The sequence below is a fragment of the Niallia sp. FSL R7-0648 genome (genome assembly GCF_038007005.1).
Classification (GTDB): Bacteria; Bacillota; Bacilli; order Bacillales; family Cytobacillaceae; genus Niallia; species Niallia circulans.
In genome coordinates, this window is the sequence record NZ_JBBOWE010000001.1 from 1591231 (window position 1) to 1616551 (window position 25321).

Below are 25321 nucleotides of genomic sequence, written 5' to 3' on the forward strand. Positions count from 1 at the left end.
ACATTTCATTGCATACATAACTTAGCTGATGTTGATAAATTAGCATACCAAGTTATGCATTTATTTTTCATTTAAATAATTTTAATGTAAGGGATTATTTTCTACTAAAAATTCGGGTGTTAATCCAAAAGGATTAATGCTTTTTCATAGTTGCGAAGGATAACACTTACATAAACAGGTGCTTTTAAAGAAAAGGGAAGTTTTTGATATTTCTAAAGGGATTTTTAATCGAATGTTTGGTAAAATAACAAATATTTGATTGCTGCGAAACGTACGTTTTGCTATAGTGATAATAAAAAACCAGGAGTAGTATAAAAGTATTGTCTAACAGACATTCTTGAAGATTTCTACATTGGAAAATGAACTTATGTATCTACCCAAACTTTAAGGGAAGTAGTTTAAAATAATTATTTACTTAATATCGGGGGTAAGGAGATTGTTTTACATGAATCATAATCGTAAAATAGAGGCAGTATTTTTAGATAGAGATGGAACAATTGGTGGAGATGACACTGTACACTATCCTGGTACATTTACCTTGTTTTCTGATTCTCAGCAACAAATAAGTAAATTGAAGGAAGATGGAATAAAAGTACTCTCCTTTACAAATCAACCAGGAATATCAGAGGGAAAAGCAACTTCACAAGAATTTATGGAGGAACTTACTAAATTTGGCTTTGATGATATATTTATTTGTCCACATAGTCAGAGCGAAGGGTGCAATTGCAGAAAACCCAATACAGGTATGCTTATCAATGGTGCTGAAAAATACAAATTAAACTTAAAAAATTGTGTGGTTATAGGTGATAGATGGAGTGATATGTTAGCTGCTTCTAAAACGAATAGTATCAAGATACTGGTAAAAACAGGTGCAGGTCATTCAGCATTAAACGAACACTACGAAAAAATAAAAGACATAGAAATTGAATATATCGCTGAGGATATTAAGGATGCAATAGATTGGCTGTATAGCCAATTCGATCTGAAAGGTTTATCTTTTTCTTCTTGAACAAACGAGTACATTGGTCTAAGAAGGATAAAACAGCTTGCGTTGAAGCTATTAAGTTAACGCAGCGGGGGAAAAGGAAGATGAAAATTTAAAGGAGCATCAGATTTCCATGATTTTCTTATACAAAGAAGTTGGAAAGTAAAGGTTGCCAAAACGCAATGTCCATAATTTTCCATCTTGATAATTATAATCATTGTGAATAGTTGATATTTACAAACTAATCTTTTTTGCCTCGTAATAACCTAATTTATGAAATTGATAAAGTTGATTAATATAATCCTTAGGATATGCTTCTAATAATTCAAGAATTTCTCTTGCAAATTCTAATGAAGCTGTTCCATTTGCTGTCACAATTTTTCTGTCAGTAACTGCTTGTTCTAATAGATAATTCTTCTCATTGGTGTAGTTGTCTTGTGCATAAGTTTTCAAATCATGAAGTTCATTGCTTGTATGCTTTACTTCATTTAACCAACCATTGACTCCCATAAAAACTGTCGCATCACATATTGCCCCTACTGGAATATCCATTGTAAGTGCCTTTTCTATTATGGGAATGACTTTATTGCTTACTGGTTTACGCCAAGAGTTTCCTCCAATTAGTATTAAACCGTAAAAATCTTCGGGTGCACTTTCTAAGGTGTAATCTGGAAGAACGTTTAATCCGCCGATTGATGTTATAACACCCTCACTTACACTAACAATCTTAGAGATATACTTATCTGTATTATTTAAGAAAGATGCTACATAAGATATTTCCCAATCAGCAAATTCGTTCAAAATAACAATTAAAATCTCTTTTTTTTCGGTTTGGTTCATGCTTAATTCCTCCTAAAAATTCAATTATGATACTTTCTTCAGTATATAATGTAATAGTGACAAATGATGACACAATTAGCAAAAGAGGTGAAAAATTTTGAGCAAGGCAATTAGGTTAAATGAATTAAGATTGTATATTAATCGAGTCAAAAAGTTTAAGGTAGACGATTTAGCAAAGGAATTTAATGTTTCAAGAAGAACGATTCTAAGGGATTTAGAAGAATTAAGTATTTTAGGGGTACCATTAATTTCAGAGGTAGGGGCTAACGGAGGATATCGAGTTTTAGAAGAGAGAAATTTACTTGCTGTCTCTTTTACAAAAGAGGAAACTCTCTCTATTTTTTTTGCTCTTTTGTCTTTAAAACATTTTATCAGCCTACCTTTTGAATCAGAATATCAGTCAATCATAAGAAAGTTTTATCTGAATTTAAACGGAAAGATGAAAGAGGAAATAGATTTAATCAAAAATAAGATTGATTTTAAAATAGATAATCAGAGTAAAGAAAGTCCTTTATTAAAAGAGCTATTTATGGCAGCAATCGAAAATGAGTCGCTCTGGATTTCTTACTTGGGTGTTAAAAGAGAGATTCAACCAGTTGGGTTATTTTCTCAATATGGAAGATGGTATTGTCCTTCGTATTGTTATCTTAGGAAAGATTTTAGACTTTTTCGGTGTGATCGTATTTCGGAAGTTGAATTAAGTGACAGAAGGGATAATTTAAATCTAAAAGAAACCAGCTTACATGAGATGATTACAATGTTACAAACAAAGAAAAAGTATGACCTTAAGGTGGAATTAACACCGATAGGAGTAGAAAAATATAAATCGAATGTTTCGCTTTATTATAAACTTACAATTGACAGTAAAGGGTATGGAGTCATGAATGGTTCAATAAGTGAAACAGAAATAGACTTTTTATCTGACTATTTCATACAAATGGGGAACCATGCAAAAGTCGTTGAACCCGTAGAACTAAAGGCTGAAATAAAAAGGAAAATTTTAATATTGAGTGATTTATATAGTGAATAGATGTTGGGAAACAATATAGCGTCATCCACCTATACATAATTCCGAAAGCCTTATTCACTTATGATGAAAATAAACTTCGATATCTTCGAAAAAAGATAATAAATAAAATGTTAAAAAATCAACGATAAAGTGACAATATATGATAGGCAAGAAAAAGAAATAGAAAAATGTAAATTATAACTATGACTTACAGCATCCTGTGCCAGTTAAAAGGGGGAATCAATATTTCCTGCTTAAGGTCTATAAGATATTTTTTTCTCATAAAATATTTTGGAGGTGAAAAAATGGCAAGAATAGCATACAGGGATGCTGATATTGATTTAATGGCAAGAATGATGAGAGCGGAAGCGGAAGGTGAAGGAAACCAAGGAATGCTCTATGTCGGAAATGTAATTGTAAACCGTGTTGTTGGAGATTGTTTAGATTTTAAAGATTTACGTACCGTTGAACAAGTTATTTTTCATGTTCAAGGGGGAAATTACTCTTTTGAAGCTGTTCAAAAAGGAAATGTCTTTTATCAAAGAGCAAGAGAATCGGAAAGACGGTTAGCGCTTCAAAATGTGAAATACTGGAGAGATCATCCCGCAAAATTTGCTTTGTGGTACTTTAATCCATATGGTCCTTGTCCATCCACATGGTATGATCAGCCTTTTACTGGTCAATTTAAACAACATTGTTTTTATGAACCAAAGGCCGGAACTTGTGAAAGTGTTTATAGAGGATGAACATTTATAAATAAGCTGAAAATATGCATGTTATTTGCATATTTTTGGCTTTTTTTAGAGGGGAAGATTTAAATATACCCCATATTTTAAGCTGCCAAACTAGTTATGGAAGAAAATAGGCATGCATTTATACAACGGATAAGCTACCTAAAAATAAAGAAAACATACAATACTTTAGACATTGATAAAAAATAAGGTGGTTATGTTTGTATGTATAATCAAGAAGTATATCCTGCTGTGAATGCCTATCAACAATCACAGAGACTGAATTTTCTATTCCCATCAGCGCCAGGACCTATAGGAACTCCAGGTATCCCAGGTCCTGGAGTTGGAGGCCCTGGAGGTATACCTGGATTCGGAGGACCATCAGGTATACCTGGATTACAACCTTCACAAGCTCCAACAGCACCTCCTCCACCGTTTATTCCGCAGCAAGCAGCGGCTTCACCATTTGCGATTGATCCAGGTGCCATTAGCTTGTGCATGTTTCGAAATACTTATATATGGCTAAGTAATGGAGATAGCTTTTGGTTTTTTCCTGTTTTCATAGGACCAAGATCTGTAGCTGGTTTTAGATGGAACGGCAGGTTTTGGATGATTTTTGGTATTGATACAAGAAGAATTGTTTCGTTTACATGTTTTTAAATGATTTTTTAGGGTGATGCTTCCAAGCATTGCTCTTTGTTTTGTTTAAGTATACATGCTATTTATACTTTTACAATGCCAATAGCAAAAAAGATTGGGCGAGAAATATCGGTGACAGACTATTTGCTTCTTAATAGCCAATGAGAATTAAGTACATTTTTGAGCGGGAAGGAGAATATCTTAAATTATACCCAGCAAGAAAAAGAGTGTTGAATGGAGGAGCAAATGTTACAAATAGCAGGAACAACTTTTCAGCTTCCAGAAAATTGGCCATTGGATCAAATCGAAAGAAGTATTTTGCAGTACATGCAAGATGATCATAACATGTATTCTTATCCTTCATTAGAGGAATTGCAGTTCGAATTGACAATGCGCAAAAATATCATTAATAGTGCAAGAGCAATGAATGAAACAGAGGCACAGTTTACTGTTTTCGAGCAATCTCGGTGCAACCCTGCTTACTGGCAACTAACCTCGGCCGGGGGGTTCTCGCTGAGCCCGGATGTGCAGCCTTCTGATGCCATTATGGATATTTATTCGAACAGTTCGCTTTATGCATTTGAATGTGCAACTGCTGCTGTTATTATCATTTATCATGCTACACTACAGACGATCGGGAAACGTGCATTCGATACTCATTTTCGCAATCTTTATCTATACAGCTGGCATGTTGACACAGACCTCGGCCTTGTTACGTTTAATTCCAATAGTTTTTTGCCTGGTGACATTATCTACTTTGAAAATCCCGATTTTGACTTAGCAGCCCCATGGTTTAGAGGGCTAAATGCCATACTTCTGGATGATGGGAGGTTTTTCGGACATGGCTTTTCCATAAGAACTGATCAGGAAATTATTCAAAATCTTAATGAGATAAGAATACCAGCTAGTAATCGATCCGCATTTCTGTCAAGCTTGGTAACGAGACCATCATTTACCCATTTATCAAGATTGACACGGCAGCAGACAAGAAGCACGACGTTCAAACGACAACTACCTGTTGTACATCATAACCGCAGTTCTATATCAACTTTAAGGTATCAGAACTATCTAGTGCAGCTTGGATATATGTACAAAGGGTAATTTGTTTTTATTCTGCCTGGTGGCTGCTGGGTACATACCCATTTTTCAATAGACGGGCTCCATTTTCATTTTTGAGAGTATGATGTAGGGATAGCCTTACTAGAAGAAAGGATGAATGAAAATGTATGCTAACGTAAATGCACCTCCAACTTTTGGTGCGAATGCTGCTCCTCAGCCGAATGTATCACCTGAATTTTTTCCAAGTGCGCCATCTTTTCCTACCTATACAGCACCAGCTTATACAGCACCAGCTTACGGTTATTGCGCACCAGCCTGTCCAAGAAATGACTTTGTTTTAATTGTTGTATTGTTTATCCTATTGATTATTGTAGGAGCATTTATTTGCTTCTAATTATGATGTAGCTTTTTCTTTAAGATATAATAAAGTTTTCCCCTAAAAAGGATGGTAGTGACACCTAGTTGATAGACGGTTCTGATGAATGGTAACATCGTCTTTGTTCCTTGCCATCAAGGAGAAGAACTACTAAATCGAGAGAGACAGGGGAAAGGAGCAATTGGCCTGACCTAAAAAACAGAACATATATATGAAGTGGTATGCATTCCTTCCAACAAATAAGGAGTGCTTTTTTCTATTAAGGAGACAGCTTTCAGCACATTAAAGCCAATGATTTCTTATACTAAACTTGTCCGTGAGGGAAACCAAGTATCGGGGAATGGAGCATGTTTGGAAAGTTATAAGTTATCGAACCATCACGTTACGACTGAATAGCGAAGTGAGAAGATATAAATGAGATAAAAGCTAAACTGCTTCAATGACAGAGGATGATTATATCCGACATTACATCGTGCTCGTTCTTATATGGATTAAATAGTGATTACTTAAGTCAGAAAGATTAACCATAATCTAAGATAATTTGTATCTGAATATCTGATAGGGTAACGGAGTTCCCGTAGTAGTCCGAGCTAGGGAAAGCCTAGTACGTGGCGAAGCGGAACAGCTTATCTTGTCTAACTTAAAATTGGTAAGGAATGTGAGGTTCTATAAGAAGTCCGAACATTGTGTTAGACAATTTAACCAAACAATCAAAACGTGAAGATTACAAATTTGAAAGAATTTATCGCCATCCACTTATACTCGATTAATTTATACTTAGACCTGATGAAAATACAATATTGGTCGCGGTAACGTTGCAAATACTACAAATTTGATTGTAATAAAGTGGGGGATAGGGAGTAGATGGTAATAATAATGGAAAGGCAGATTCTTTTACTAAAAAAATGTTATTTTCACATCACTATTGCTGCTCTTGATAAGAATAATATTATAGCCTACAACATTGTTTCTGGTTCGCAATCGACTTGAATTATCAGAAAAACCATTTATTTTAATTGTTTAAGAATGTTTGGATATTTGAAGTAATCCATGTACTTGGAATTATTTCAGGTAGCCCTGTTAAACTTAATACAACCACTGATTCAAATTCAGCAAAAATTAAAGTTTCTTATAGCAATACGGATAGTGGTACATACGCCACAGCTTATAAAGGGAATAGTAACATTTTTTTATAAACCATTTAACACTTTAAGTACTACTAGAAAAAAAGAGACTGCTGTTCATGAGTTTGGTCATATCATCGGATTAGATCATACTCAAAAATCTAATGAGTCTAAATCTGTAAGGAGAGCAAAAGATTTTATTGATAAAGCTGGTTTAAATTATATTTACTAAATAATGGAGGATGTTAATATAAAAAAGAAGTAATTGTATTTATCTGGTATATTAACCTTGGTGGTAGTTTTATTTATATTACCATTAAATCAATCTAAATCTGAAAATAGTAATTCCAAGAAAATAAAACCTACTACATATAATAATAGATTTGGTGAAATAAAACCTATTATTTCAGAAGCGCACGCAAAAACAGACTCATATGAAAATCTAGCTCTACTAATAGAAGATTCCCCACTTATAGTTAGAGGTATTAAAGTTTTTGAGGAAGAGCCATCACTCATTAGAGATGAAGAGGGTTATTTAATGAATGAGTTTACAATTTCAAGTTTTAAAATTACTAAAATCTATAAAAACACTACAAATAAAGAGTTAAACCAAAATAATACAATTAAGATTTCTGAGTTCTCTACTTTAGATAAAGAGAATAATATACTTTATCAAATAAATGAATATGAACTTATGGAGAAAAACGAACAATACATCCTCTTCTTAAGACCTTCAACAGATGTAAATGCAGATCACTACTTTACCAAAGGTATTACTTTTGGAAAAGTAGGTGTTAAAAATGAGGATAAAAAGTTAGATTCATAAGGAAGCAAGAGTAAAATTCAACAAATAGGATGGATTTTTATTAAAGCTTAAAGGGGGAAAACAATGCTCAAGATTAAGTGGGTTTATAGCATGTTATTTTTGATTCTTTTTATGAGTGGTTGCTCTAATAATGAAGAACTAAAAATAGTTGTTGAAAAATTAGCTGATAATGGGGAGTATAAACAAACTGAAATTGCGGATCAAAATCAAGTTTTAAAGATAAAAGATCTGTTAAATGAGTATGATTGGAAAAATGAAAAGATAGAACATAATAGGAAAGCAGATTATATATTTAATTTTTCCTATACGAATCCAAGTGTTGAGGAGAAACCAATTACCTATTATGTTTGGCTAATAGATAATGATACAATTCAAATTTCTAGAGAAAAAACTGAATATGTCTTTTTAAATAAAAATGAAAGTCAAGAATTATTAGAAGTTTTAATAAAAAACTAAATTTGTTTTAGAAATATATACGAGTATTACAACGGATTAAGTAGGATAGTTTGTTTTCATTGTTAGCGGGAAATGCCCACTTCTAAATGAATTTGTCAGAGTTAAGTCATTATTCTATATCTAAATAGATTTTTGTCAATATTAATTTCTATAAGTGTTTAATGAAGATTCCTATTAGTGTAAAAAAGTCGTCTTTTTATGTGCTTTTTTACGAATATTTCTTCTGAGATCTCTGGAGGAATTATCTCTATTATTTCCAAAATTACACTTAAAGTAAATAGGATGGTTATATATTATTCATACAACATGAATGACCACACTAAAGCCTTTCTGATTAACAGAAGGGCCTTCTCTTGGTTATGGACATTTTAACAGTAACGTTTTATCTGTCTGTGAATCTTCATCTTCTTAGAGATAGCAGTTAATAAAAAGGTTGTTAAACTAAAAAATAATTGAAATTAAAGGGGCGGCATTTAATAAGTGAACCCCTTGCTAATGGTAGAAAAAAAAGGGGGGGTAGCGGAAAAAGGATTTTATAGAATAAGAGAAAAGAAATAATTCGGATGTAAATCCTAATGAAAGTTGTACCGTTCTTAGATGACAAATATGGCGGTTAATTCAATAAGTAAGTGATGAAACACAAGGTGATGTATCGGTAATTCGTGATAAAAAGAGTTTTTATTGGTCTGATTTAGATAATAACTTTTTAATGTCCTTATATGCTGGATAAGGATATATTGGTCATAAGATAGAGCAAATGAATTAATGTTAAAGATAAGCAATTCTTTGATGAAGACTCCCTTGTATAGTTGCTTTTCTTTTTTAGAATTCATCTATAACAAACGGGGGTATTAATAGCAACAGTATCTGGAACAGGCACATTCGTTCTTTAAGCTTGCTTCAGTATTTGTATATTGAATACTTCAAAAAATAAGTGAGATTCCATATCCTAAGAGAAATCTTTCAACCTCAGCCGAATAATGATATAGTAAAGCCGTAGTTGGAGGTGCTCTTGTGAATGAATTAGAAGGGATTTTAGAAAGATCTAAATATAGGTATGAAATCATTCATCCTCAAAATTCTTTCTAGAGAAGATGGCATTAAGTATTTTGGGATTGAGGCAGGACAGACTGCTCCCACGTTCATTTTGAAAACAGATAAGGGATACTTTGTTTTCATTGTATCAGGTAACCGTGACAAACTTGATTTGAAAAAAATAGCAATTCTATTAGACTGTAGCAAAGTAAAATTAGCATCTCCAAAGGAAGTTCCAAAGGTGACAGGATTTGAGGTTGGTAGTATTCCGATGATCGGCTTAGATTTGCCTTGTGTCCTTGACAAGCAGCTTTTTAAATATGATTTTGTCTATGGAGGTACAGAAAAAACTACATGCACATTAAAAATCGAACCCCATGCCTTGCAGGAATTAAATCATGTAGTGGCAATATTAGAATCATGAAAAATAAATGATTGACTATCACCTTAGGGGGTAGCTTAAGCTTTAGTTGAGAGGTGATAGCATGTTAATTAGTGAAGCAAGTCAGACAACAAATTTAACGAAAAAAGCGATTGAGTATTACATCGAACAAAAATTACTCATTCCGAATACGTTAGAAAATGGCTATCGTGATTTTAGTGAAAAGGATATTGAATGTTTAAAGAAAATTTATGTACTTCGGAAACTGGGACTGAGTACAGAAGAAATTAGGTCCGTGCTTGTTGATAGAACAAGCAACACACTGCAAAGGATATCCACCCAGAAAGAATTGACGTTACAGAGGGAGCAAGAGAAAAAATCCTTACTGAACGAACTGGGCATTAGTAAAGATTATGCTGAAATAAGTAAGAAGCTGAGAATGATAGAACAGCATGAAACTGTAACGGAAAAAATATTAGAAGCTTTTCCAGATTACTATGGTCGTTTTATTTGCCTGCATTTTGCACGATTTTTAAAAGAGCCTATTACTACTCCCGTGCAGGACTCGGCATATGAAGAGATCATTGCGTTTTTAGATAATGTTCCGCCACTTCAATTAGCGGAGGACTTACAATTATTCTTAATAGAAAGTACAAACAATATGAACACAGAAAGTATGCAGGACATGCTGGCGAATATAAAGCAGTCTATTGAAGATCCTGATCAGTTTTTAACTGTAAGTAAGGATTTTATAGAGCGATACTTGGAGTACATAAAATCTGAGGAATACAAAAATTCTCCCATTAATAAAATCCAACAAATTTTCAAAGAGTTTAATAATACAAGTGGCTATTATGATGTATTTATTCCTGCTATGAAAAAGCTGAGTGCTTCTTATGCAGCATATTGTCAGCAACTGGAATCAGCAAATGAAAAATTATTGTTACAGTATCCAGCATTAGATAGCTTGAAAGACTAGAAGGAGCAATTCTGCTCCTTATCACATAGTTGATTTTATTTTTTCTGCTTCTGCCATTATGCTCTGGATTAATATTTTTGCAGTTTGTTGTTTAGCTAATCTTGGGCTTTGACCACACCAAAGTGACATAAATTCTTTGTTATTTTTAGAGACTGCGTTTTTTCTAATATCCTGGGTTAATGTGTTTTGAATCGGGAAGTCTGGTAAATTCCATTCTTTGTTCTTCATACACGTAATAAACGTATTTTTTATTCCTCTTGCCCATTTACCTGAAAATGATCGGGTTAGTACTGTATCTTCCTCTGTACTATTAGAAATAATATCTTTATGAATTGGCTGTGCCCCGCTCTCTATACAGGTCAAGAAAGCTGTGCCCATTTGGATACCTTTTGCCCCTAAGCAGATAGAAGCTAATAACCCGCGGCCATCCATTATGCCTCCAGCAGCTATTACTGGAATACGAACATTGTCCGCTGCCTGTGGAATTAATGACATGGAACCCACTAAGCTTCTGTTCTTATCATCAATAAAGTTCCCGCGGTGTCCCCCCGCTTCACTGCCTTGGATAACGACCATATCCATTCCTGCTTTTTCATTTTCGACTGCTTCTCTCACAGTAGTTGCAGTTCCTATTAGAATAGTATTCGCGGTTTTTAACTCAGAAACCACTTTTGCAGGTGGGATGCCAAATGTAAAAGAACAGACTGGGACATTTTCCTCCATTGCTACCTTTATTTGTTCGATAAACGTTTCATAGACATGGTGGAAATCAGGAATATCAATGCTGTCTTTTGGGGGTAAATTCAACTGTTCTCGAAAAGGATTTAGCAATTGATTAGCTGATTGAATAGTATCTTGTCTAATCGCAAACTTATTAGGTACAAATAGATTTATGCCAAAATGATTGGATGTTAGGGTCTTTACCTTTCTTATTTGGTCTCTCATTTGAAGAGGAGTCATATATCCTGCTCCAATCATACCTAAACCCCCACTGTTTGAAACCGCAGATACTAATTCAGAAGTTGTGATTCCACCTGCCATGGGAGCTTGTATAATTGGATATTTAATTTTTAATATTTTTGTCATTTCATTATTTAACATGTATCTTCCTCCCTTATTATGTAAGATCTCTGCTTTAAATAGCTGCCGCTAAATTGATTATATTTCCATCATAACGCTTATCTGCTATATTGAATAATACATAATACTGATATTTGTCATCAGTTATTTAGATAACAAAAAAGAGGGGGGATTTTGATGGATTTGCAAACATTAAAAGTTTTCCAGACGATTGCGAAGCTAGGTAGTATTTCACAGGCAGCAAGAGAACTGCAATATGCTCAATCTAATATCACGATGAAAATACAACAATTAGAAGCAGAACTGCAAACAACCTTATTTTATCGACATAATCGCGGGACTGCTTTGACAGCTAAAGGAAGGATGCTGTTAACATACGCTGAAAAGATATTTCATCTTATCGAGGAAACGAAAAGTGTGATGAATGATGATCAATCACCAAAAGGTCCATTAATGATCGGCTCCATGGAAACAACGGCAGCAGTGCGGTTGCCAGTCCTATTTTCAAAGTATCTTAAAAATTACCCCGATGTTGATTTAACCTTAAAAACTGGTTCTACGAAAGAAAATATTCTTGGTGTACTTAACTATAAACTAGACGGTGCATTTGTTGCTGGACCAATTGCAAATACGGAACTAATTCAAAAAGATGTCTTTGAGGAGGAATTGATACTTGTAACAAATCCAGTTCACTCTCCCATATTTACAATTGAAGATATACAAGACGAAACATTGCTCGTATTTCGTCCAGGATGTTCTTATCGAGAAAGACTTGAACAATGGTTTCGTACAGAGGGAGCATGTCCGAAAAAGATGATGGAATTTGGAACCCTTGATGGGATTATTGGCTGTGTAACAGCTGGCTTAGGTATTAGTATGCTGCCACAAAGTGTTGTAGCAAAACAAATAACAGAAGGTACGCTTAGACAGCATCAAATTCCAAGTTCATTCAGTAAAGTTAAAACACTATTCATATATAGAGAGGATAAGTATTTGCCTTCCTCCTTAATTAAATTTATAAATATGATGGACGATTTAAGAGAGAGCTAGATACATTTATAGGAAGATTTAAAGAAGGACCGAGTTACAGTAGAATTAATAATTTCTATTTATATGGATGGTTAATCATTTCTTATAAAAGCTTTTTGATATGGAAAGTTCTTAAGAGAATAATGAAGTTCTCTCTAATAGTGTTCGTATTAAAAAATCTTTATATATGCATCAGAGCAGATTACTTGAAGAATAAAATGAATGTTAGAGCGAGGAGGAGAGAAAGTGTATAAGGTTTTTGGAGAAAAAGTTGCTGGTCTTGATTATAAAAAGAGAAAGAGTGTGTATGCTGTTATTTTTACTATTGCGAGGGATAAGGTATTAACTGTGCAGAATTCCAGAGGGCATTATTTTTTACCTGGTGGGGGAATGGAAAATGATGAAAGCTATCAAGCATGTCTAGAAAGAGAAATGCTGGAAGAAACGGGATATAGAATATCCATAGGGACTTTTATCGGTGATGCAAAGAGATATTTTCAATCGACTAAGAATGAACCATTAATAAACGAGGGATATTTTTACTTGGCAAAACTGTTAGAAAAAATACAAGACCCTATCGAAGATGACCACTTTATAAAGTGGATAGATATTGATAGTGTGAAAGGCCAGCTTTTTCATGAACATCATTGTTGGGCAGTGTATCAGGCCTTAAGCAGAGTTGGTTAATCTCTTTCGGTTTATTAAAGCGGTATTTCATTTAATAAGAGGATAAGTTTATACAAATGAGAAAAAGGAACAAGCGTTTTAAGCATTACGGTTATTGTAAAATGATATAGGTAGGAGATGTAAGGTAAATACAAATAATCATGCGCGATCTAACAGGCTCTTTTTTTTCTATTACATTCCATATAATAATAAGAAAGGAGTCTCTTTTATAATGAAAAAGAAACTCCTTTTAGCTTGAATAGGACCAATTTTGCTATTTTATTTTTTAAAATGATAAGGTACGGTTGTTATTACTACATTTCTTCGGTACAATAAAAATGTTCTAATCAATAAACTAGATTGATTATGAAGGATATTGTGCCAGCCTTTCTTCGGTATAAATTGCGGAATCACCACTGTTACCTGATAGTTTCCTTCTTTTGCTTTATGTTCAATTGTATCAACAAATTTTCTAAGCGGGTTAATGATACTTCGATAATACGAATGAAGTGTTACAAGCCTAATTTCGGGCTGCCATTTATTCCATTTCGCTTCGAATACTTTTTCTTCTTCTCTCTCAAAAGAAACATAAACAGCAATAATTTGTTCTGGTTTAAGTGATTTAACGTAATTTAACGTATTTTCCACGACATGTGTCATTCCTGCTATAGGTACAATCATCACATTTCCTTGAATAGTCAATGGCGGTTCAGAAGTAGTAAGTCTAAGCTGATCACCAACTGCTAAATAGTGCTTATTTATTTTATAAAAGATAAACACGATGATAGGCAAGAAAATTAAAATCGACCATATTTGGGAGAATTTTGTTATAAAGAATACCATTGTAACGATGAAACTGATCGTTGCACCAATGGTATTAATAATAAATTTCGGTACCCAGCCTTTTGGTTTTTCTCTAAGCCATTTAACCATCATGCCACTTTGAGACAATGTGAATGGGAGGAAAACACCAACAGCATAGAGTGGAATTAAATGCTCTGTTTTTGCGTTAAATACTAATATTAATAGGATGGAAGCTAGACCAAGAATGATTATCCCATTGGAATAACCTAGACGGTCTCCTCGAATGAGAAACATCCTAGGAACAAATTTATCTTTTGCAAGATTAACTGCAAGTAAAGGAAAAGCAGAATATCCAGTATTAGCAGCAAGAATTAAAATCAAGGCTGTAGTTACTTGAATAAAGAAATACATAAAATTACGCCCAAAGACTCCCTCAGCAATTTGAGAAACAACTGTCACTTCTGCTTTCGGTGTGATTCCGTAAAAATAGGCGAGAGTAACAATCCCTGCAAATAATACCGCTAGTAAAGCTCCCATCATGACTAGTGTTTTAGCAGCATTGTTAGGCGCTGGTTTTTTGAAATTAGGAATCGCATTTGAAATTGCTTTGACTCCTGTTAATGCAGAGCTTCCTGAAGCAAATGCTTTTAATATAATAAATAAGCTGATTCCCGCTACAGGAGTACCGATTGGCGTATGCAATTCAGATGGAACATTTCCGGTCAATATATTATAGATACCAACGCCAATTAAAATAAATAATGCTAAGACAAATAAATAAACGGGATAGGCTAATATAGAAGCAGATTCCGTCACTCCTCTCAAATTTAAAACAGTGAGAAGAAATACAAATGCAATGGCAATCTCTGCATTATAACCATGTAAAGCAGGAAAAGCAGATGTAATGGCATCTGTACCAGCAGAGACACTTACTGCAACCGTTAAGATATAATCTACTAATAAGGAACCTCCAGCAATTAATCCAGGAGTTACCCCTAAATTGCTTTTAGACACCATATAAGCACCGCCGCCATTTGGGTAGGCAAAGATAATTTGTCTATAGGATAAGATAAGGGCGCTTAAAAGAATTAATACTCCTATCGCGATTGGGATGGAATACCAAAACGCAGTCGCACCTATCGTTATTAAAACGATCAAAATTTGTTCAGGACCATAAGCAACCGAAGACAGAGCATCGGAAGATAAAATCGCTAAAGCTTTTGTTTTGTTGAGTTTTTGTTCACCTAGTTCATAGGATTTCAATGGACGTCCATTAATAATCTTTTAATGGAACCTAACATGCGAATTCACCGCCTGATTATATGTGTTATTAATAACTACCTCAAATAATGTTTTTACTCATTTACGTAATTAAATAAAAAAGCCTACAAGCCATTATTAATAGACTTGTAGGCACGTTAATTTTCTTGTGTCACAAGTTCCACCTTCCTTCTCATATTAACGCTTACGAGGTTAGCTGTCGGATTCGGGCCTTGAGTAGCCCTACCTTAAAAAGGATTCACCCCATGGGCATAATAAACGCCCAGCAAAGAATGGTTCCCCCGTACCGTATGGTTTCAGCGATCTAGAAATTTGAAACAACGATATTATCTTACTCTCGTACTTGGGAAATGTAAATAGTTATTTTGTGTAATAATTGTGAAGCTGGAAAAGCTAATAGAAATAGCTATTTTCCTTTTCACTTACATAATAAAAGTTAATTAATAAAGGAGGAATTTTATGAGCAAAGAAAACAAATTTATTATTTCAGATGAATTTTTAGATCAATTAGCAAAAGAAATTAATCAACTAAATGGAGAACCGGAAGAGGAAGAAAGTAAAGATGATGAGTCGGAGGGATAACAGCTTTAAAAAGAAATAAAATTGTTAACGTTATTTTATGGACTTTAATTAGTTTATCGAAAGGCTCTGTTATTTAATTGTTGTTTTAATATATAATCTTGGAAACCTGATTTATTGTGATTTAGGTATAGTAAGAGGGGTTACAACAATAAGGAATATACACGATTTTATGCAAGATAGAGAACACACCCCTCAAGTACAAATACAGTTTTTGAATATGATATAAACCTTTGATAACGTGTTTCCCATCGTTTAATTTAATGAGGTAGTGTTTACCCTTTTTCTTTGACATACTTTTTATAGGCTCTCAAGGCGTCTGTTACAAGTACATTATTAGTTGTTAGTTTAGAGCCTATCATACCGTCAACTTTAGTTTTCACAACACGCCCATACAACTACTTTTAAAACGGTTGCTTTAGTTCGGTCTTTTGCAACTAGAACACAGACTTGTTCCTTGTTAATCCCTCTGTGCTGATTTGCCGCCTCGCTTACGTGGTTTGTTGCGTTCACTAATGCCATGTTTCCCTTTTTGAGAATATAAAAAATAAGTCTCGTTTACTTCAACGATACCATCAAATTGTTCAAAATCTATTTGTTTAATAGCCGATATCAACTTGTGTCTTCTGTAGAATAAATGTTTTTGTAGTATCCGTAAATGTTTTACGCCAAGCCTTGCAGCGATATCGTTGACGACCATTAACTTTATCGAATCGATTAATGTGTTCTAAAGCGCAATGAGGGCATTCAAAACTTCTTAAAACACACTTCTCGCATTTCATCGATTAAGCGACCATCAACAGTTGAGGAAGGTTCAACATAACGTATTACCTATTGATGCTCATGTTTTTTTCTGTATGCGATAATTTATCGATACTAAACGCTTTACTCGTCGTTGAACTCTCCGATAAGAATGTTTGTTCTTATTAAAAACAATTATTTGAAAGGTATCAATTTTCAACATTAATCTTTCACAGAGCCTTTATATAGAATATTTGTTTGAATAGTACCTATCCATAGAGCCTGTCATACCTCCAAAAAGCGCATGAAAAAAGCCTCTTCCGCTGAGGGAAAAGGTGATATGCGGCTAACCAAACCTCGCACTTTCGATTTGTCTTAGTCTCTGGGTATCCCGTGCTGGAGATAAACCGAAAAAGCGGGAGTACTCTCTGTTAAACTGTGAGGGGCTATGATAGCCAACCTGATATGCTGCACTGGCTACTGCATAGCCCTCAAATGCGATAAGGTTTCGAGCCTCCAAAAGCCTTAATTGCTTTTGAAATTGAATCGGACTTAAACCCGTTGCCTGTTTAAACTGACGGTGAAAGGTATTTTTAGCCATACCAGATCTTGATGCCAAATCACCGATCTCAATAGAGTTTGTATAATTGTTACGCAGCCATTCGACAGTTTGAGAAATCTTAGAGAAATTACTTTCTCGCAGTCCAAGTTGCCTCAAATACCATCCTTGTGGTCCCATCAAAACGCGATAAAGAATTTCTCGTTCATATGCTGGTGCTAGAGCTGGAATATCTTTGGGTGTTTTCGTTAATCGCAATAACCGCAGCCATACCTCCATATGTTCAATGTCTATTTCACATGCGGCGAAATCTTCAGAAGTAGTTGGGATTTGATTCTCAGGTAAATCTCTTAATAGTTGTTGAAGAACATCCTGATTCAATTCAAGACCAAGGGACATGTAAGGATGACCATCACAATCTGAATGTACACTCGCCGATGCAGGGACGTGTATCGGCAGCAGGTAATATGAAGGTCCTTCCAGGTTCGTGTTACGCTCCCCAATTGATAGAATCTTTGTTCCTTTAACCGTAAAACCAATTGTCGGCTTGTAGAGTGCTGTGAGTTGATGTGTTGGAATGTCCCCCTTAATCATGCTTAGCCTCGGTACACCGGTTTCAATTGGTCGAGTGCCTGCTCTTTCCATTAAATTGATAATTTCATCTATAACTTTTTTCTTTTCCATAGGCCAATCTTATCACATGAATACCTATTCCTCAACACACTACCGATATCTCAAGGCACTTATAGGCGTTTTTTTTTGATGCGGAAATAAGGGAAACAGGATGATGTGAAATCATCATTGGTGCTTTTAGGCAATTAAAAGGCATCATTAAATCTAGTTTATATTTGTAGGATTAATTAAAATTGAATTCAGATCAAACAAAAAGGAGAGATATTTGATGAAAATTGCAATCGTAACAGGTGGTAGTAACGGCATTGGAAAGAGTACTGCTCTAGAGCTTGGCATGCGCGGAATTAGCGTCATTCTCACATACAATTCCTATAAGGACCGCGCAGAAGCTGTCGTAAAGGAAATTGAGAAGAATGAAGGAGTTCGGGCTATTGCACTGAAGTTGGATCTAACTCAACTATCAACATTCGAAAGGTTTGCACAGGAAGTGAAAACGAACCTTAAAGAAATTTGGAATCGTACGACTTTTGACTACTTAGTCAATAATGGCGGTATTGGTGGGCCAATGATGTTAGCGGAGATGAATGAAGAGTACTTCGACAAAATCCTTAACACGAACTTCAAAGGACCGGTTTTTTTAACTCAACACCTTGTCCGGTTTATGGATGATGCGGGAGCCATCGTAAATACCACGAGTACATCCAAGAACCAATCGTTCCCAGGCTACTCTGTCTACGGCTCGTTAAAAGCTGCATTCTCCTCTTGGACTCGCTATATCGCCAAAGAAGTTGCTCCTCGAAAAATTCGAGTCAACGCTGTTTCACCCGGTCCAACACACAGCAATTTTGGCGATGGAGCATTTGATAAACATCCTGAATTCATCCAGCCCCTGGCAGAGCAAACTGCATTTGGAAGAATCGGCCAACCTGAAGATCTTGCAAAGGTGATTGTGAACTTGTTGTCCGATGATTTCGGCTGGGTTACGGCTCAGGACATTGAAGTGTCTGGTGGACATTTACTTTAAGTAAATTAAAATGATAGGAGAATAGAAAACTGGTGAAACGATGGAAGCTGGACGATTCACGGCTCATATACCACAAGTCGCCCAAGTCTCCTCCAAACAGAAAGTGAAACTGATAGCTAAAACACCTTCAAGCGAATGCAACCATTTTGTAAAATGGACACAACCTTGGAGGTGTATTTTCGCTGTTAACAGATGGGGTAGTAGTGTTTTACCGGGGTTTTGAAAACACAAATCTACAGAGTCGTGATTATTCTGAGTATTGAAATGGCTGGATTCTTTAACAAAGCTCTACTTACCGGAAGAATGTGTTCTAAAAAACTTTTGAAGCAAATGTATTCCAAGTAAAAAAGTTATCCTTTGATTGAAGTGCCTCTCGCATCGTTTTTTGTAGACTTCGTAATTTTGAGCAACTCCATTATTCTGAGGAAATTATGATTGATTTTGTTTTGGATACTGATACCGTTAAAATTTACTCTCCGCCACATTAAATAACGGTAAGTCTATTAGGGAGCCTATTGAAAACTGGTAGGCTCCCTTGATTTTATTAAAGAATCACCTATGTATTTGAAAAAATAAGAAAGAGAATAATAATAAGCGCGCATCAAGCAAAAAATTTACGAACTAAGTCTGGTTCAACACCGTATCCATATCAGTAAATTAGTTGCTTCCTAGCGCGCTTATGTTGGAATGAATAATTTTTTTCTAAACTTACAAACTTGCATTCTCGCTATTTCTATTTTTATCTATTTAACATAGATATCAAATTACAATATAAAAATAATAGAATATTAATCCCAAATTTGCGGTCGTTCAATCCCCATTGTCCTCATATAGCCCAATAACTGACCTGTATGTACTGATTCGTGATAAGCAATACGTAAAAGCATATCCTCAAGTGTTCTAATATAACCAACATCTGAACGGTCAATCATTCCATTTTCAAGGTCATCATTACTAATTGATTTAATATATGTCAAAAATTCCTCACGATATGGTTGAGAGAATTTTAATTCTTCCTCAACGGTTGTAAATTCCTTCTGCTCGAATGGATTGTGAAAAGAATTGGGCTCGATACTGCCTTTGTTAATAAGCATTTGATGATAAAGATATTCTCCTTCAACAACATGTCTAATCATGTCAGCACATGAAAGGGCCTCTTCGTCTGGCTTCCATTTTAGCAGCTGAGGAGGGATTGCTTTCCAAACTTTTATACTTCTACGTCGTACCTCTTTAAAATTTAAGATTAATAAATCTGTTTTACCCATTAGGTGAATCTCCTTTCAAATTGATATTTATAATAGTAGCATATAAAAACTTCGGTTATAATCGAACTATCAATGTAAAGGGAGGATGGTCATGGCTATTAGCCCCGATTTTTCATATGTTGCAAAACTAATGGCTGATTCATCAAGAGCGGCTATGTTGGAGGCTCTTCTCGGACTTGATGGACTTCCAGCGAATGAACTAGCAAGAAAAGCAGACGTTACCCTACAAACAGCAAGCAGCCATCTTTCTAAAATGGTTGAAGGAAAATTGATCCGTGTAGAAAAACATGGCAGACACCGCTATTATAGTCTAGCAAATACCGATGTTGCTAAAGCAATAGAGACATTGATCGTTATTGCCCCACCTGTGCGCATTCGCTCATTAAAAGATTCTTCACGAGCAGAAAAGATTAAAATCGCTCGAACTTGTTATGATCATTTGGCAGGGAGACTTGGTGTAAAGTTAACCGAAGCCTTTATTGTAAAGGGATATATGATTGAGGAAGAGGATAATTTTAACGTAACGGAAGAGGGAGAAACGTTTTTTCGTGATTTTGGAATTGATCTTGACACTTTGAGAAATAAAAGAAGACATTTCGCTAGAAAGTGTCTAGACTGGAGCGAAAGGCGTTATCATCTAGCAGGATCATTAGGTCATGCAGTTTTATTAAAATTATTAGAACTTAATTGGATTGAAAAGCTGCCTGATCGAGCAGTGAAAATTACCATAGAAGGAAAAGAAAAGTTATATAATATCCTAGGTATTGAAATGTAAAGGGTTTGTCTTGCCTTTTTTGGTTAGTGGATAGGTATAATAAGATAGTTTTTATAGATATATTAAAGTTTATTTCTAATCTAAACAATAAGGCGGTAAGAAAGATAAAAGCTATTTTTTTCGGTAAACTAGTAATGGGGAGTAAACGAGTGAGTGTTTAAAAGAAAATGGTAGTATTCCTTTATGCTCATAGAGCTTTGAAGGATCACAATTGATGCTAAGGCTATATAAAAGTCTCTCATTAATGATAATGGGAGACTTTTGCTGTATTTATGAGATAACAGTATGAAGGAAATGGATATAAGTTTACCGTTGGTTGAATAGCCCGAACAGTTTTTTCTTTTCCAAATAAAATTGAAGGAAATATAACAATGGTGCTTTTAAAAAGAAATACATAAAAAATTGGAAATGATTAAATCGAACCAATGAATAATATTTTATTTTCTTTGCGAAAAATGAAAAAGGGAAGGCAAAAAAGGCATGTATTATTGCATTGATTAGTAGATATTTCTTGAAATTTCCATATGCAATTTTTAGGGTCCACAGTGAGATAAAGATAAATGGTCCCATATTAAATGGTAATTCGTTAAACCAGTAAGAATTTGGTTTATTATAGAAAGTCCACCACTTTCGTTTTTTTCCAATTCTTGCTGTTGAAATTTCTATGACACCGATTATGAGTGTCGCTGGAAAAAATCTTTTTATATCACGAACGCCTATAAGAGTTAATGATAACCACGATAGGACAATTATTAAGATATTGTATAACTGTTGTAGTTTTAATGACATCCGAGAATCCTCCCTGTTTTTTATAGGATTCTTATTAAGATTATTTATTATGCATAAAAATTGCCATTTTCTTTCTAATTTAAAGAATATAAAGGTTAAGTACACGCATTTATTAATGTTTCAATTTTGGGGGAGCTAAAATGGAAAATGGCTATTATAATGATGGATTCATCTCTGTAGTGGATATTCAAAGTCGGTGAACGTAAAAAAAACGATTGACTGTTACACCAATCGCAGAAGAAATTTGGAATTATGCTATTTACCCATACGAATATTCTTTACGGTCTTCTTTTCAATACTCAAGTTTTCATAAATTCTCTTTCCGCCATTTCCTAAGGGAGCTTGTGCTAATAGTCCAACTTTTACAATCTCATCAACAGGCAAGCTGAAAAATCTCATCATATAATAATTTTGACCGTCTGTGGAGTAGTGGAATGCAAAAGAATGCCCACTTCTGCAAACTTGTAGCCATACAGCATTATCATCAATATTGCAACCGTTCGCATCATCCGACTCTTCCTTCGTTACAACGCTTACAACTGCATGAGTATCAAAATCAGTTAATTCAAAACAAGCCTTTGCCCAATATGTCATATCCTTCATAACCATTATGGAAGCAGAATCATAAGTGTCCTTAAAATCATGAGAAACCTTTACTTTCATGATAAAATCGCCGGCCACCTCTGTATAATAAAAGGGCGCGTTACACAATGATTGAGGCGTGATACCTTCTGCTCCAACTGCGCCATTGTTACAGAAAAAATCAGTTTCTTTTGGAGCGTATATTTCTATTCTGCCGTCTTCTTCCACGATAGTGCTTTCGTTAATCCAGTTGAAATTTAACATATTTTTCCCTCCTTTAAAGATAAAGCTATTTGCAATACATCCTATTACCTCCTCGCCTAATATTATAAACTAAATGGCGCTGCCAATAAATAACAACATTTTTACTTAGAGGTCCTATTGGATTAAAAAAAGGATATATTTCATAACAGTCTAAAAAGAGCATAAAAAGACAGGAAATTATTTTTCTTTTTAAGTATAGTCAGATTTAGAAACAATAATGGAGGGGATTTCATGAAGAATTTTGAGGTGGATATTATTCAAATTAGGGATCGTTCTTTTCATATTGGTTTAAAAACAGCGGAGAGAATATTGGATCGTTCGATTGTTAAGATGTGGAGTGAGTTTTTCGAACAGGACATTGATTATGAAAATATGCACTCCATCTATTCCGCATATGCTCCACATCTATTAGAGGAATTAGAAGGACTGGCCCAGGGTTTGGGGATTTCGTCTATCAGAGCTGCATCCATGTTCAGCGGTTATCACGTTCCCAAGATAGATGTGATGGGATGCACGGCTATTCTTACAGATGAAATCTATGTTCGGAACTACGATTTTTCTCCCAATCTCTATGATGGTATTTTTAGTTGTATCCAAGCGGAGAATACGCTGGCCACCGCAGGCTATAATTTGCAAATTTTAGGGAGACATGATGGAGTTAATGAGAAAGGGTTAGTGATGGGCTTCCATTTTGTTAGTTATAGTGGATATACAAAGGGTGTTTCCCCATGGGCTGCAATACGGATGGCTTTGGATACTTGTTCTTCGGTTGATGACGCATCTGCTCTGCTAAAAGAAATCCCTCATTCAGCCTGCTATAATTTTTCGGTGGGAGATAAAAAAGGAAACATCGCGGTAATAGAAGCAACTCCAGAAAAAGTGTGCATTAGAAAGGATGAGAAGCTCTTATCATGTGTTAATCATTTTCAAACTTCTGAACTCCAAGACAAAAACAGATCAGCCATTAATGGTTCCGTCAAAAGAAATAATTATTTACAATCATTCCAAGGGAAGAAACGAACACAGCAAGAGATGTTTAGCATATTCGCAAAGAAAAATTCTCCCGTATTCTTTCAGAATTATGACCAACTATTCGGAACACTACACACATTTTCCTACTCTTTCCAAGAATCAAGAATTCTTACTTCTCTAGCGCAAGGAAAGGAAGTTCTCGATTTTAATTTTCATAATTGGACAAATGGAGCAGATCTTGCCAGCAAAAAGATGACAGGTTATATCGAGACAATTAATTAGCTTCAATCCTTTTTAATAAACGTCTAAAACCTTGATACAAAGGGATTAGACGTTTTTTAGAAGGATTAACATCATGCTAGAAGTTGAAGCGTAGCTCAATTACAAAGAAGGGGACTCTTATGTAACTATCGGAGTTTAGGGGAAAAAGGACTTCTATAATTTGTAGAGAATATTAATAAAGGAATTATACAGTTTATGGATTTAGAAGGAGTAGTAGCATGGAGCATCTTGATAAATTGATTACGTGGGTAGAGAATATTAGAGAAAAAAATGGAAGTAGTAGCTCAGCATTATATATTTTAAAGGATAACGAAGTAATACTTGAACATTATAATGGCTTTCATTCCAATTCCACTAAAGCAAATCCGATCACTGCATCTTCTCAATTTAATGTAGCATCTGCTAGAAAGAGCTACCTTGGATTAGTAGTGGCCTATGCAATATATGAGGGGAAAATTAATAGTATTAATGATTATGCCAGTGATTACTTTGGAGATATGGATGAAGGATTATTAGGTAAAACAACTTTACGTCATTTAGTTACCCACTCGCACGGGTTACACCAAAAAGAGGATGGTACTATTTATCGAGAGTTTGAACCTGGGCAAAATTGGGCTTATAGAGGGATTAATGTGTTAATGATGACAGAACTAGTAAATCGTCTATTTAAAATAAGTTTTCCAGATTTTTTGGAAGAAAGAGTATTTTCAAAATTGGGCTTTAGGGAAACAGCTTGGCAAACGAAAGAGAGTGAATTATTAGTAAAACAAATCATTAATCGTGAAGATGAAGGAGCCTTCAAACTAGGGAATTCTGCTGATGGAATGGAGTCAAACTTACATACCACTGCACGGGAGTTTGCACAGTGGGGAAATCTTCATTTAAATAAAGGTTTTGCAAATGGAAAGCAGATTGTGCCCAAAGAAGTTATCGAGATTACGACTCAAATCCAAAGTCCTATTTATAGAGATAATAAACTACCATTAAATGGATTGTTTTGGTATGTGCAAGGTGATCCTGCAGTTTACAGTGAACTTGGTCATAGAGTTCCAAAAGGTTCTTATCAAATATTGGGAATATCAGGACCAACACTTTTGGTTATTCCTAAATACAATGTGGTCGTTGCGAAGATGTACAATAAACGTTATAACTATGGAGGTGAAAACTACCTTTATTATTTAAAGGAATTTAGTAATTTAGTTGCTGATACCTTTCAAAATTAAAGATTGTTATAATGTCTAGTAAACATTTGTATGTAATTTAACAGGAATATGCACTTCTCTAATCTATGGGGCATATTCCTGTAATAAGTGAAATGGAGCATAAAGATAAAGTTTGGCCGAAAACACCACACAAAACGATTTCACCTTAAAATCAAAAGAAGCCATTTTGAATAGAGATTAAATAACATGGCTTCTTTCTTTGGGAAAAACTTATCTATCTTAACATACTAATAACAATCATCAGTTGCTATCCCGCTATATGTCCAAGTAACGAGGTTTTTATCATAGGCGGCAAAGAGCCATAATATCAAGCATTCTCCTAGTTTGAATGC

24 protein-coding genes, 2 pseudogenes and 1 riboswitch are annotated in these 25321 nt (G+C 34.7%); of the genes and pseudogenes, 18 read left to right on the forward strand and 8 right to left on the reverse strand.

Annotated elements, in window-relative coordinates; translation table 11 throughout:
• Nucleotides 1-445: 445 nt before the first annotated feature.
• Nucleotides 446-1009 (forward strand): HAD-IIIA family hydrolase, encoded by a 564-nt coding sequence (locus NSQ89_RS07460; RefSeq protein ID WP_047940105.1) that lies wholly within the window; start codon nucleotides 446-448, stop codon nucleotides 1007-1009.
• 210 nt (nucleotides 1010-1219) lie between these two features.
• On the opposite strand, the gene NSQ89_RS07465 is transcribed toward NSQ89_RS07460, so the two are convergent.
• A complete protein-coding gene (locus NSQ89_RS07465; protein ID WP_061796598.1) occupies nucleotides 1220-1825 on the reverse strand; it encodes a DJ-1/PfpI family protein in 606 nt (201 codons plus the stop codon).
• 97 nt (nucleotides 1826-1922) lie between these two features.
• Here NSQ89_RS07465 and NSQ89_RS07470 point away from each other — a divergent pair, with 97 nt between their 5' ends.
• The 10 genes from NSQ89_RS07470 (at nucleotide 1923) to NSQ89_RS07515 (ending at nucleotide 10441) form a co-directional block, all read left to right on the forward strand.
• Complete coding sequence (locus NSQ89_RS07470; RefSeq protein WP_061796597.1) at nucleotides 1923-2855, forward strand: helix-turn-helix transcriptional regulator; 933 nt, start codon at nucleotides 1923-1925, stop codon at nucleotides 2853-2855.
• A gap of 284 nt (nucleotides 2856-3139) precedes the next feature.
• Nucleotides 3140-3580, forward strand: a complete 441-nt coding sequence (locus tag NSQ89_RS07475) for a cell wall hydrolase (RefSeq protein ID WP_047940108.1) — start codon at nucleotides 3140-3142, stop codon at nucleotides 3578-3580.
• A 210-nt stretch (nucleotides 3581-3790) separates the two neighbouring features.
• On the forward strand, nucleotides 3791-4225 hold the full coding sequence (locus NSQ89_RS07480) for a collagen-like protein (protein ID WP_341132417.1): 435 nt from the start codon (nucleotides 3791-3793) through the stop codon (nucleotides 4223-4225).
• 225 nt (nucleotides 4226-4450) lie between these two features.
• Entirely contained in the window at nucleotides 4451-5305 is an 855-nt protein-coding gene (locus NSQ89_RS07485; RefSeq protein ID WP_095319961.1) for a protein-glutamine gamma-glutamyltransferase, read from the forward strand.
• Between the two features lie 121 nt (nucleotides 5306-5426).
• On the forward strand, nucleotides 5427-5657 hold the full coding sequence (locus NSQ89_RS07490) for a YjcZ family sporulation protein (protein WP_047940111.1): 231 nt from the start codon (nucleotides 5427-5429) through the stop codon (nucleotides 5655-5657).
• A gap of 1038 nt (nucleotides 5658-6695) precedes the next feature.
• On the forward strand, nucleotides 6696-6995 hold the full coding sequence (locus tag NSQ89_RS07495; RefSeq protein ID WP_144546271.1) for a hypothetical protein: 300 nt from the start codon (nucleotides 6696-6698) through the stop codon (nucleotides 6993-6995).
• Between the two features lie 57 nt (nucleotides 6996-7052).
• On the forward strand, nucleotides 7053-7589 hold the full coding sequence (locus NSQ89_RS07500) for a hypothetical protein (protein WP_144546269.1): 537 nt from the start codon (nucleotides 7053-7055) through the stop codon (nucleotides 7587-7589).
• A gap of 63 nt (nucleotides 7590-7652) precedes the next feature.
• Nucleotides 7653-8045, forward strand: a complete 393-nt coding sequence (locus NSQ89_RS07505) for a hypothetical protein (protein WP_047940113.1) — start codon at nucleotides 7653-7655, stop codon at nucleotides 8043-8045.
• Nucleotides 8046-9102: 1057 nt separating this feature from the next.
• A complete protein-coding gene (locus tag NSQ89_RS07510; RefSeq protein ID WP_236691756.1) occupies nucleotides 9103-9504 on the forward strand; it encodes an aminoacyl-tRNA deacylase in 402 nt (133 codons plus the stop codon).
• Between the two features lie 61 nt (nucleotides 9505-9565).
• Nucleotides 9566-10441, forward strand: coding sequence for a MerR family transcriptional regulator (locus NSQ89_RS07515; protein ID WP_047940114.1), 876 nt, complete (start codon nucleotides 9566-9568; stop codon nucleotides 10439-10441).
• 21 nt (nucleotides 10442-10462) lie between these two features.
• Here the strand turns inward: NSQ89_RS07515 and NSQ89_RS07520 are convergent, their stop codons facing one another.
• Nucleotides 10463-11542 carry an NAD(P)H-dependent flavin oxidoreductase gene (locus NSQ89_RS07520; protein WP_341132418.1) on the reverse strand — a complete coding sequence of 360 codons (1080 nt, stop codon included), beginning with the start codon at nucleotides 11540-11542 and terminating at the stop codon, nucleotides 10463-10465.
• A gap of 156 nt (nucleotides 11543-11698) precedes the next feature.
• Here NSQ89_RS07520 and NSQ89_RS07525 point away from each other — a divergent pair, with 156 nt between their 5' ends.
• Together NSQ89_RS07525 and NSQ89_RS07530 are read left to right on the forward strand one after the other, a co-directional pair.
• Nucleotides 11699-12571, forward strand: a complete 873-nt coding sequence (locus NSQ89_RS07525) for a LysR family transcriptional regulator (RefSeq protein WP_061796590.1) — start codon at nucleotides 11699-11701, stop codon at nucleotides 12569-12571.
• A 225-nt stretch (nucleotides 12572-12796) separates the two neighbouring features.
• Nucleotides 12797-13237: an NUDIX hydrolase gene (locus tag NSQ89_RS07530; protein ID WP_235844429.1), complete on the forward strand. Its 441-nt coding sequence runs from the start codon at nucleotides 12797-12799 to the stop codon at nucleotides 13235-13237.
• A gap of 258 nt (nucleotides 13238-13495) precedes the next feature.
• On the opposite strand, the pseudogene NSQ89_RS07535 reads toward NSQ89_RS07530, so the two are convergent.
• A pseudogene (locus NSQ89_RS07535) lies at nucleotides 13496-15321 on the reverse strand (APC family permease).
• 146 nt (nucleotides 15322-15467) lie between these two features.
• A riboswitch (cyclic di-AMP (ydaO/yuaA leader) is annotated at nucleotides 15468-15613 on the reverse strand.
• A gap of 147 nt (nucleotides 15614-15760) precedes the next feature.
• On the opposite strand from NSQ89_RS07535, the gene NSQ89_RS07540 reads away from it, so the two are divergent.
• Nucleotides 15761-15883 carry a hypothetical protein gene (locus NSQ89_RS07540; protein WP_095257507.1) on the forward strand — a complete coding sequence of 41 codons (123 nt, stop codon included), beginning with the start codon at nucleotides 15761-15763 and terminating at the stop codon, nucleotides 15881-15883.
• A gap of 205 nt (nucleotides 15884-16088) precedes the next feature.
• On the opposite strand, the pseudogene NSQ89_RS07545 reads toward NSQ89_RS07540, so the two are convergent.
• Nucleotides 16089-16725 (reverse strand): annotated as a pseudogene (locus NSQ89_RS07545) (IS1595 family transposase); the annotation flags it as partial.
• A gap of 242 nt (nucleotides 16726-16967) precedes the next feature.
• Entirely contained in the window at nucleotides 16968-17864 is an 897-nt protein-coding gene (locus tag NSQ89_RS07550; RefSeq protein WP_095319967.1) for an AraC family transcriptional regulator, read from the reverse strand.
• Between the two features lie 217 nt (nucleotides 17865-18081).
• Here NSQ89_RS07550 and NSQ89_RS07555 point away from each other — a divergent pair, with 217 nt between their 5' ends.
• Complete coding sequence (locus NSQ89_RS07555) at nucleotides 18082-18837, forward strand: SDR family NAD(P)-dependent oxidoreductase (RefSeq protein WP_095257505.1); 756 nt, start codon at nucleotides 18082-18084, stop codon at nucleotides 18835-18837.
• Nucleotides 18838-19625: 788 nt separating this feature from the next.
• Here NSQ89_RS07555 and NSQ89_RS07560 read toward each other — a convergent pair.
• The gene (locus tag NSQ89_RS07560; protein ID WP_047940120.1) at nucleotides 19626-20102 is read right to left on the reverse strand and encodes a DinB family protein; all 477 of its coding nucleotides are present in this window, start codon (nucleotides 20100-20102) and stop codon (nucleotides 19626-19628) included.
• Between the two features lie 91 nt (nucleotides 20103-20193).
• Here NSQ89_RS07560 and NSQ89_RS07565 point away from each other — a divergent pair, with 91 nt between their 5' ends.
• Nucleotides 20194-20877 (forward strand): helix-turn-helix domain-containing protein, encoded by a 684-nt coding sequence (locus NSQ89_RS07565; RefSeq protein WP_144546267.1) that lies wholly within the window; start codon nucleotides 20194-20196, stop codon nucleotides 20875-20877.
• A gap of 306 nt (nucleotides 20878-21183) precedes the next feature.
• Here the strand turns inward: NSQ89_RS07565 and NSQ89_RS07570 are convergent, their stop codons facing one another.
• Both NSQ89_RS07570 and NSQ89_RS07575 read right to left on the reverse strand, forming a co-directional pair.
• Nucleotides 21184-21666: a hypothetical protein gene (locus NSQ89_RS07570; RefSeq protein WP_341132419.1), complete on the reverse strand. Its 483-nt coding sequence runs from the start codon at nucleotides 21664-21666 to the stop codon at nucleotides 21184-21186.
• Between the two features lie 255 nt (nucleotides 21667-21921).
• A complete protein-coding gene (locus NSQ89_RS07575; RefSeq protein ID WP_095257500.1) occupies nucleotides 21922-22512 on the reverse strand; it encodes a DUF1349 domain-containing protein in 591 nt (196 codons plus the stop codon).
• Nucleotides 22513-22743: 231 nt separating this feature from the next.
• On the opposite strand from NSQ89_RS07575, the gene NSQ89_RS07580 reads away from it, so the two are divergent.
• Both NSQ89_RS07580 and NSQ89_RS07585 read left to right on the forward strand, forming a co-directional pair.
• Nucleotides 22744-23766: a C45 family autoproteolytic acyltransferase/hydolase gene (locus tag NSQ89_RS07580; protein ID WP_144579711.1), complete on the forward strand. Its 1023-nt coding sequence runs from the start codon at nucleotides 22744-22746 to the stop codon at nucleotides 23764-23766.
• Nucleotides 23767-23984: 218 nt separating this feature from the next.
• The gene (locus tag NSQ89_RS07585) at nucleotides 23985-24989 is read left to right on the forward strand and encodes a serine hydrolase domain-containing protein (protein ID WP_341132420.1); all 1005 of its coding nucleotides are present in this window, start codon (nucleotides 23985-23987) and stop codon (nucleotides 24987-24989) included.
• Nucleotides 24990-25321: the final 332 nt, after the last annotated feature.

Coding starts and splice junctions, on each gene's coding strand:
- NSQ89_RS07460 (WP_047940105.1), top strand. CDS start 446: ATGAATCATAATCGTAAAATAGAGGCAGTATTTTTAGATAGAGATGGA.
- NSQ89_RS07465 (WP_061796598.1), bottom strand. CDS start 1,825: ATGAACCAAACCGAAAAAAAAGAGATTTTAATTGTTATTTTGAACGAA.
- NSQ89_RS07475 (WP_047940108.1), top strand. CDS start 3,140: ATGGCAAGAATAGCATACAGGGATGCTGATATTGATTTAATGGCAAGA.
- NSQ89_RS07480 (WP_341132417.1), top strand. CDS start 3,791: ATGTATAATCAAGAAGTATATCCTGCTGTGAATGCCTATCAACAATCA.
- NSQ89_RS07485 (WP_095319961.1), top strand. CDS start 4,451: ATGTTACAAATAGCAGGAACAACTTTTCAGCTTCCAGAAAATTGGCCA.
- NSQ89_RS07490 (WP_047940111.1), top strand. CDS start 5,427: ATGTATGCTAACGTAAATGCACCTCCAACTTTTGGTGCGAATGCTGCT.
- NSQ89_RS07505 (WP_047940113.1), top strand. CDS start 7,653: ATGCTCAAGATTAAGTGGGTTTATAGCATGTTATTTTTGATTCTTTTT.
- NSQ89_RS07510 (WP_236691756.1), top strand. CDS start 9,103: ATGAAATCATTCATCCTCAAAATTCTTTCTAGAGAAGATGGCATTAAG.
- NSQ89_RS07515 (WP_047940114.1), top strand. CDS start 9,566: ATGTTAATTAGTGAAGCAAGTCAGACAACAAATTTAACGAAAAAAGCG.
- NSQ89_RS07520 (WP_341132418.1), bottom strand. CDS start 11,542: ATGTTAAATAATGAAATGACAAAAATATTAAAAATTAAATATCCAATT.
- NSQ89_RS07525 (WP_061796590.1), top strand. CDS start 11,699: ATGGATTTGCAAACATTAAAAGTTTTCCAGACGATTGCGAAGCTAGGT.
- NSQ89_RS07540 (WP_095257507.1), top strand. CDS start 15,761: ATGAGCAAAGAAAACAAATTTATTATTTCAGATGAATTTTTAGATCAA.
- NSQ89_RS07550 (WP_095319967.1), bottom strand. CDS start 17,864: ATGGAAAAGAAAAAAGTTATAGATGAAATTATCAATTTAATGGAAAGA.
- NSQ89_RS07555 (WP_095257505.1), top strand. CDS start 18,082: ATGAAAATTGCAATCGTAACAGGTGGTAGTAACGGCATTGGAAAGAGT.
- NSQ89_RS07560 (WP_047940120.1), bottom strand. CDS start 20,102: ATGGGTAAAACAGATTTATTAATCTTAAATTTTAAAGAGGTACGACGT.
- NSQ89_RS07565 (WP_144546267.1), top strand. CDS start 20,194: ATGGCTATTAGCCCCGATTTTTCATATGTTGCAAAACTAATGGCTGAT.
- NSQ89_RS07570 (WP_341132419.1), bottom strand. CDS start 21,666: ATGTCATTAAAACTACAACAGTTATACAATATCTTAATAATTGTCCTA.
- NSQ89_RS07575 (WP_095257500.1), bottom strand. CDS start 22,512: ATGTTAAATTTCAACTGGATTAACGAAAGCACTATCGTGGAAGAAGAC.
- NSQ89_RS07580 (WP_144579711.1), top strand. CDS start 22,744: ATGAAGAATTTTGAGGTGGATATTATTCAAATTAGGGATCGTTCTTTT.
- NSQ89_RS07585 (WP_341132420.1), top strand. CDS start 23,985: ATGGAGCATCTTGATAAATTGATTACGTGGGTAGAGAATATTAGAGAA.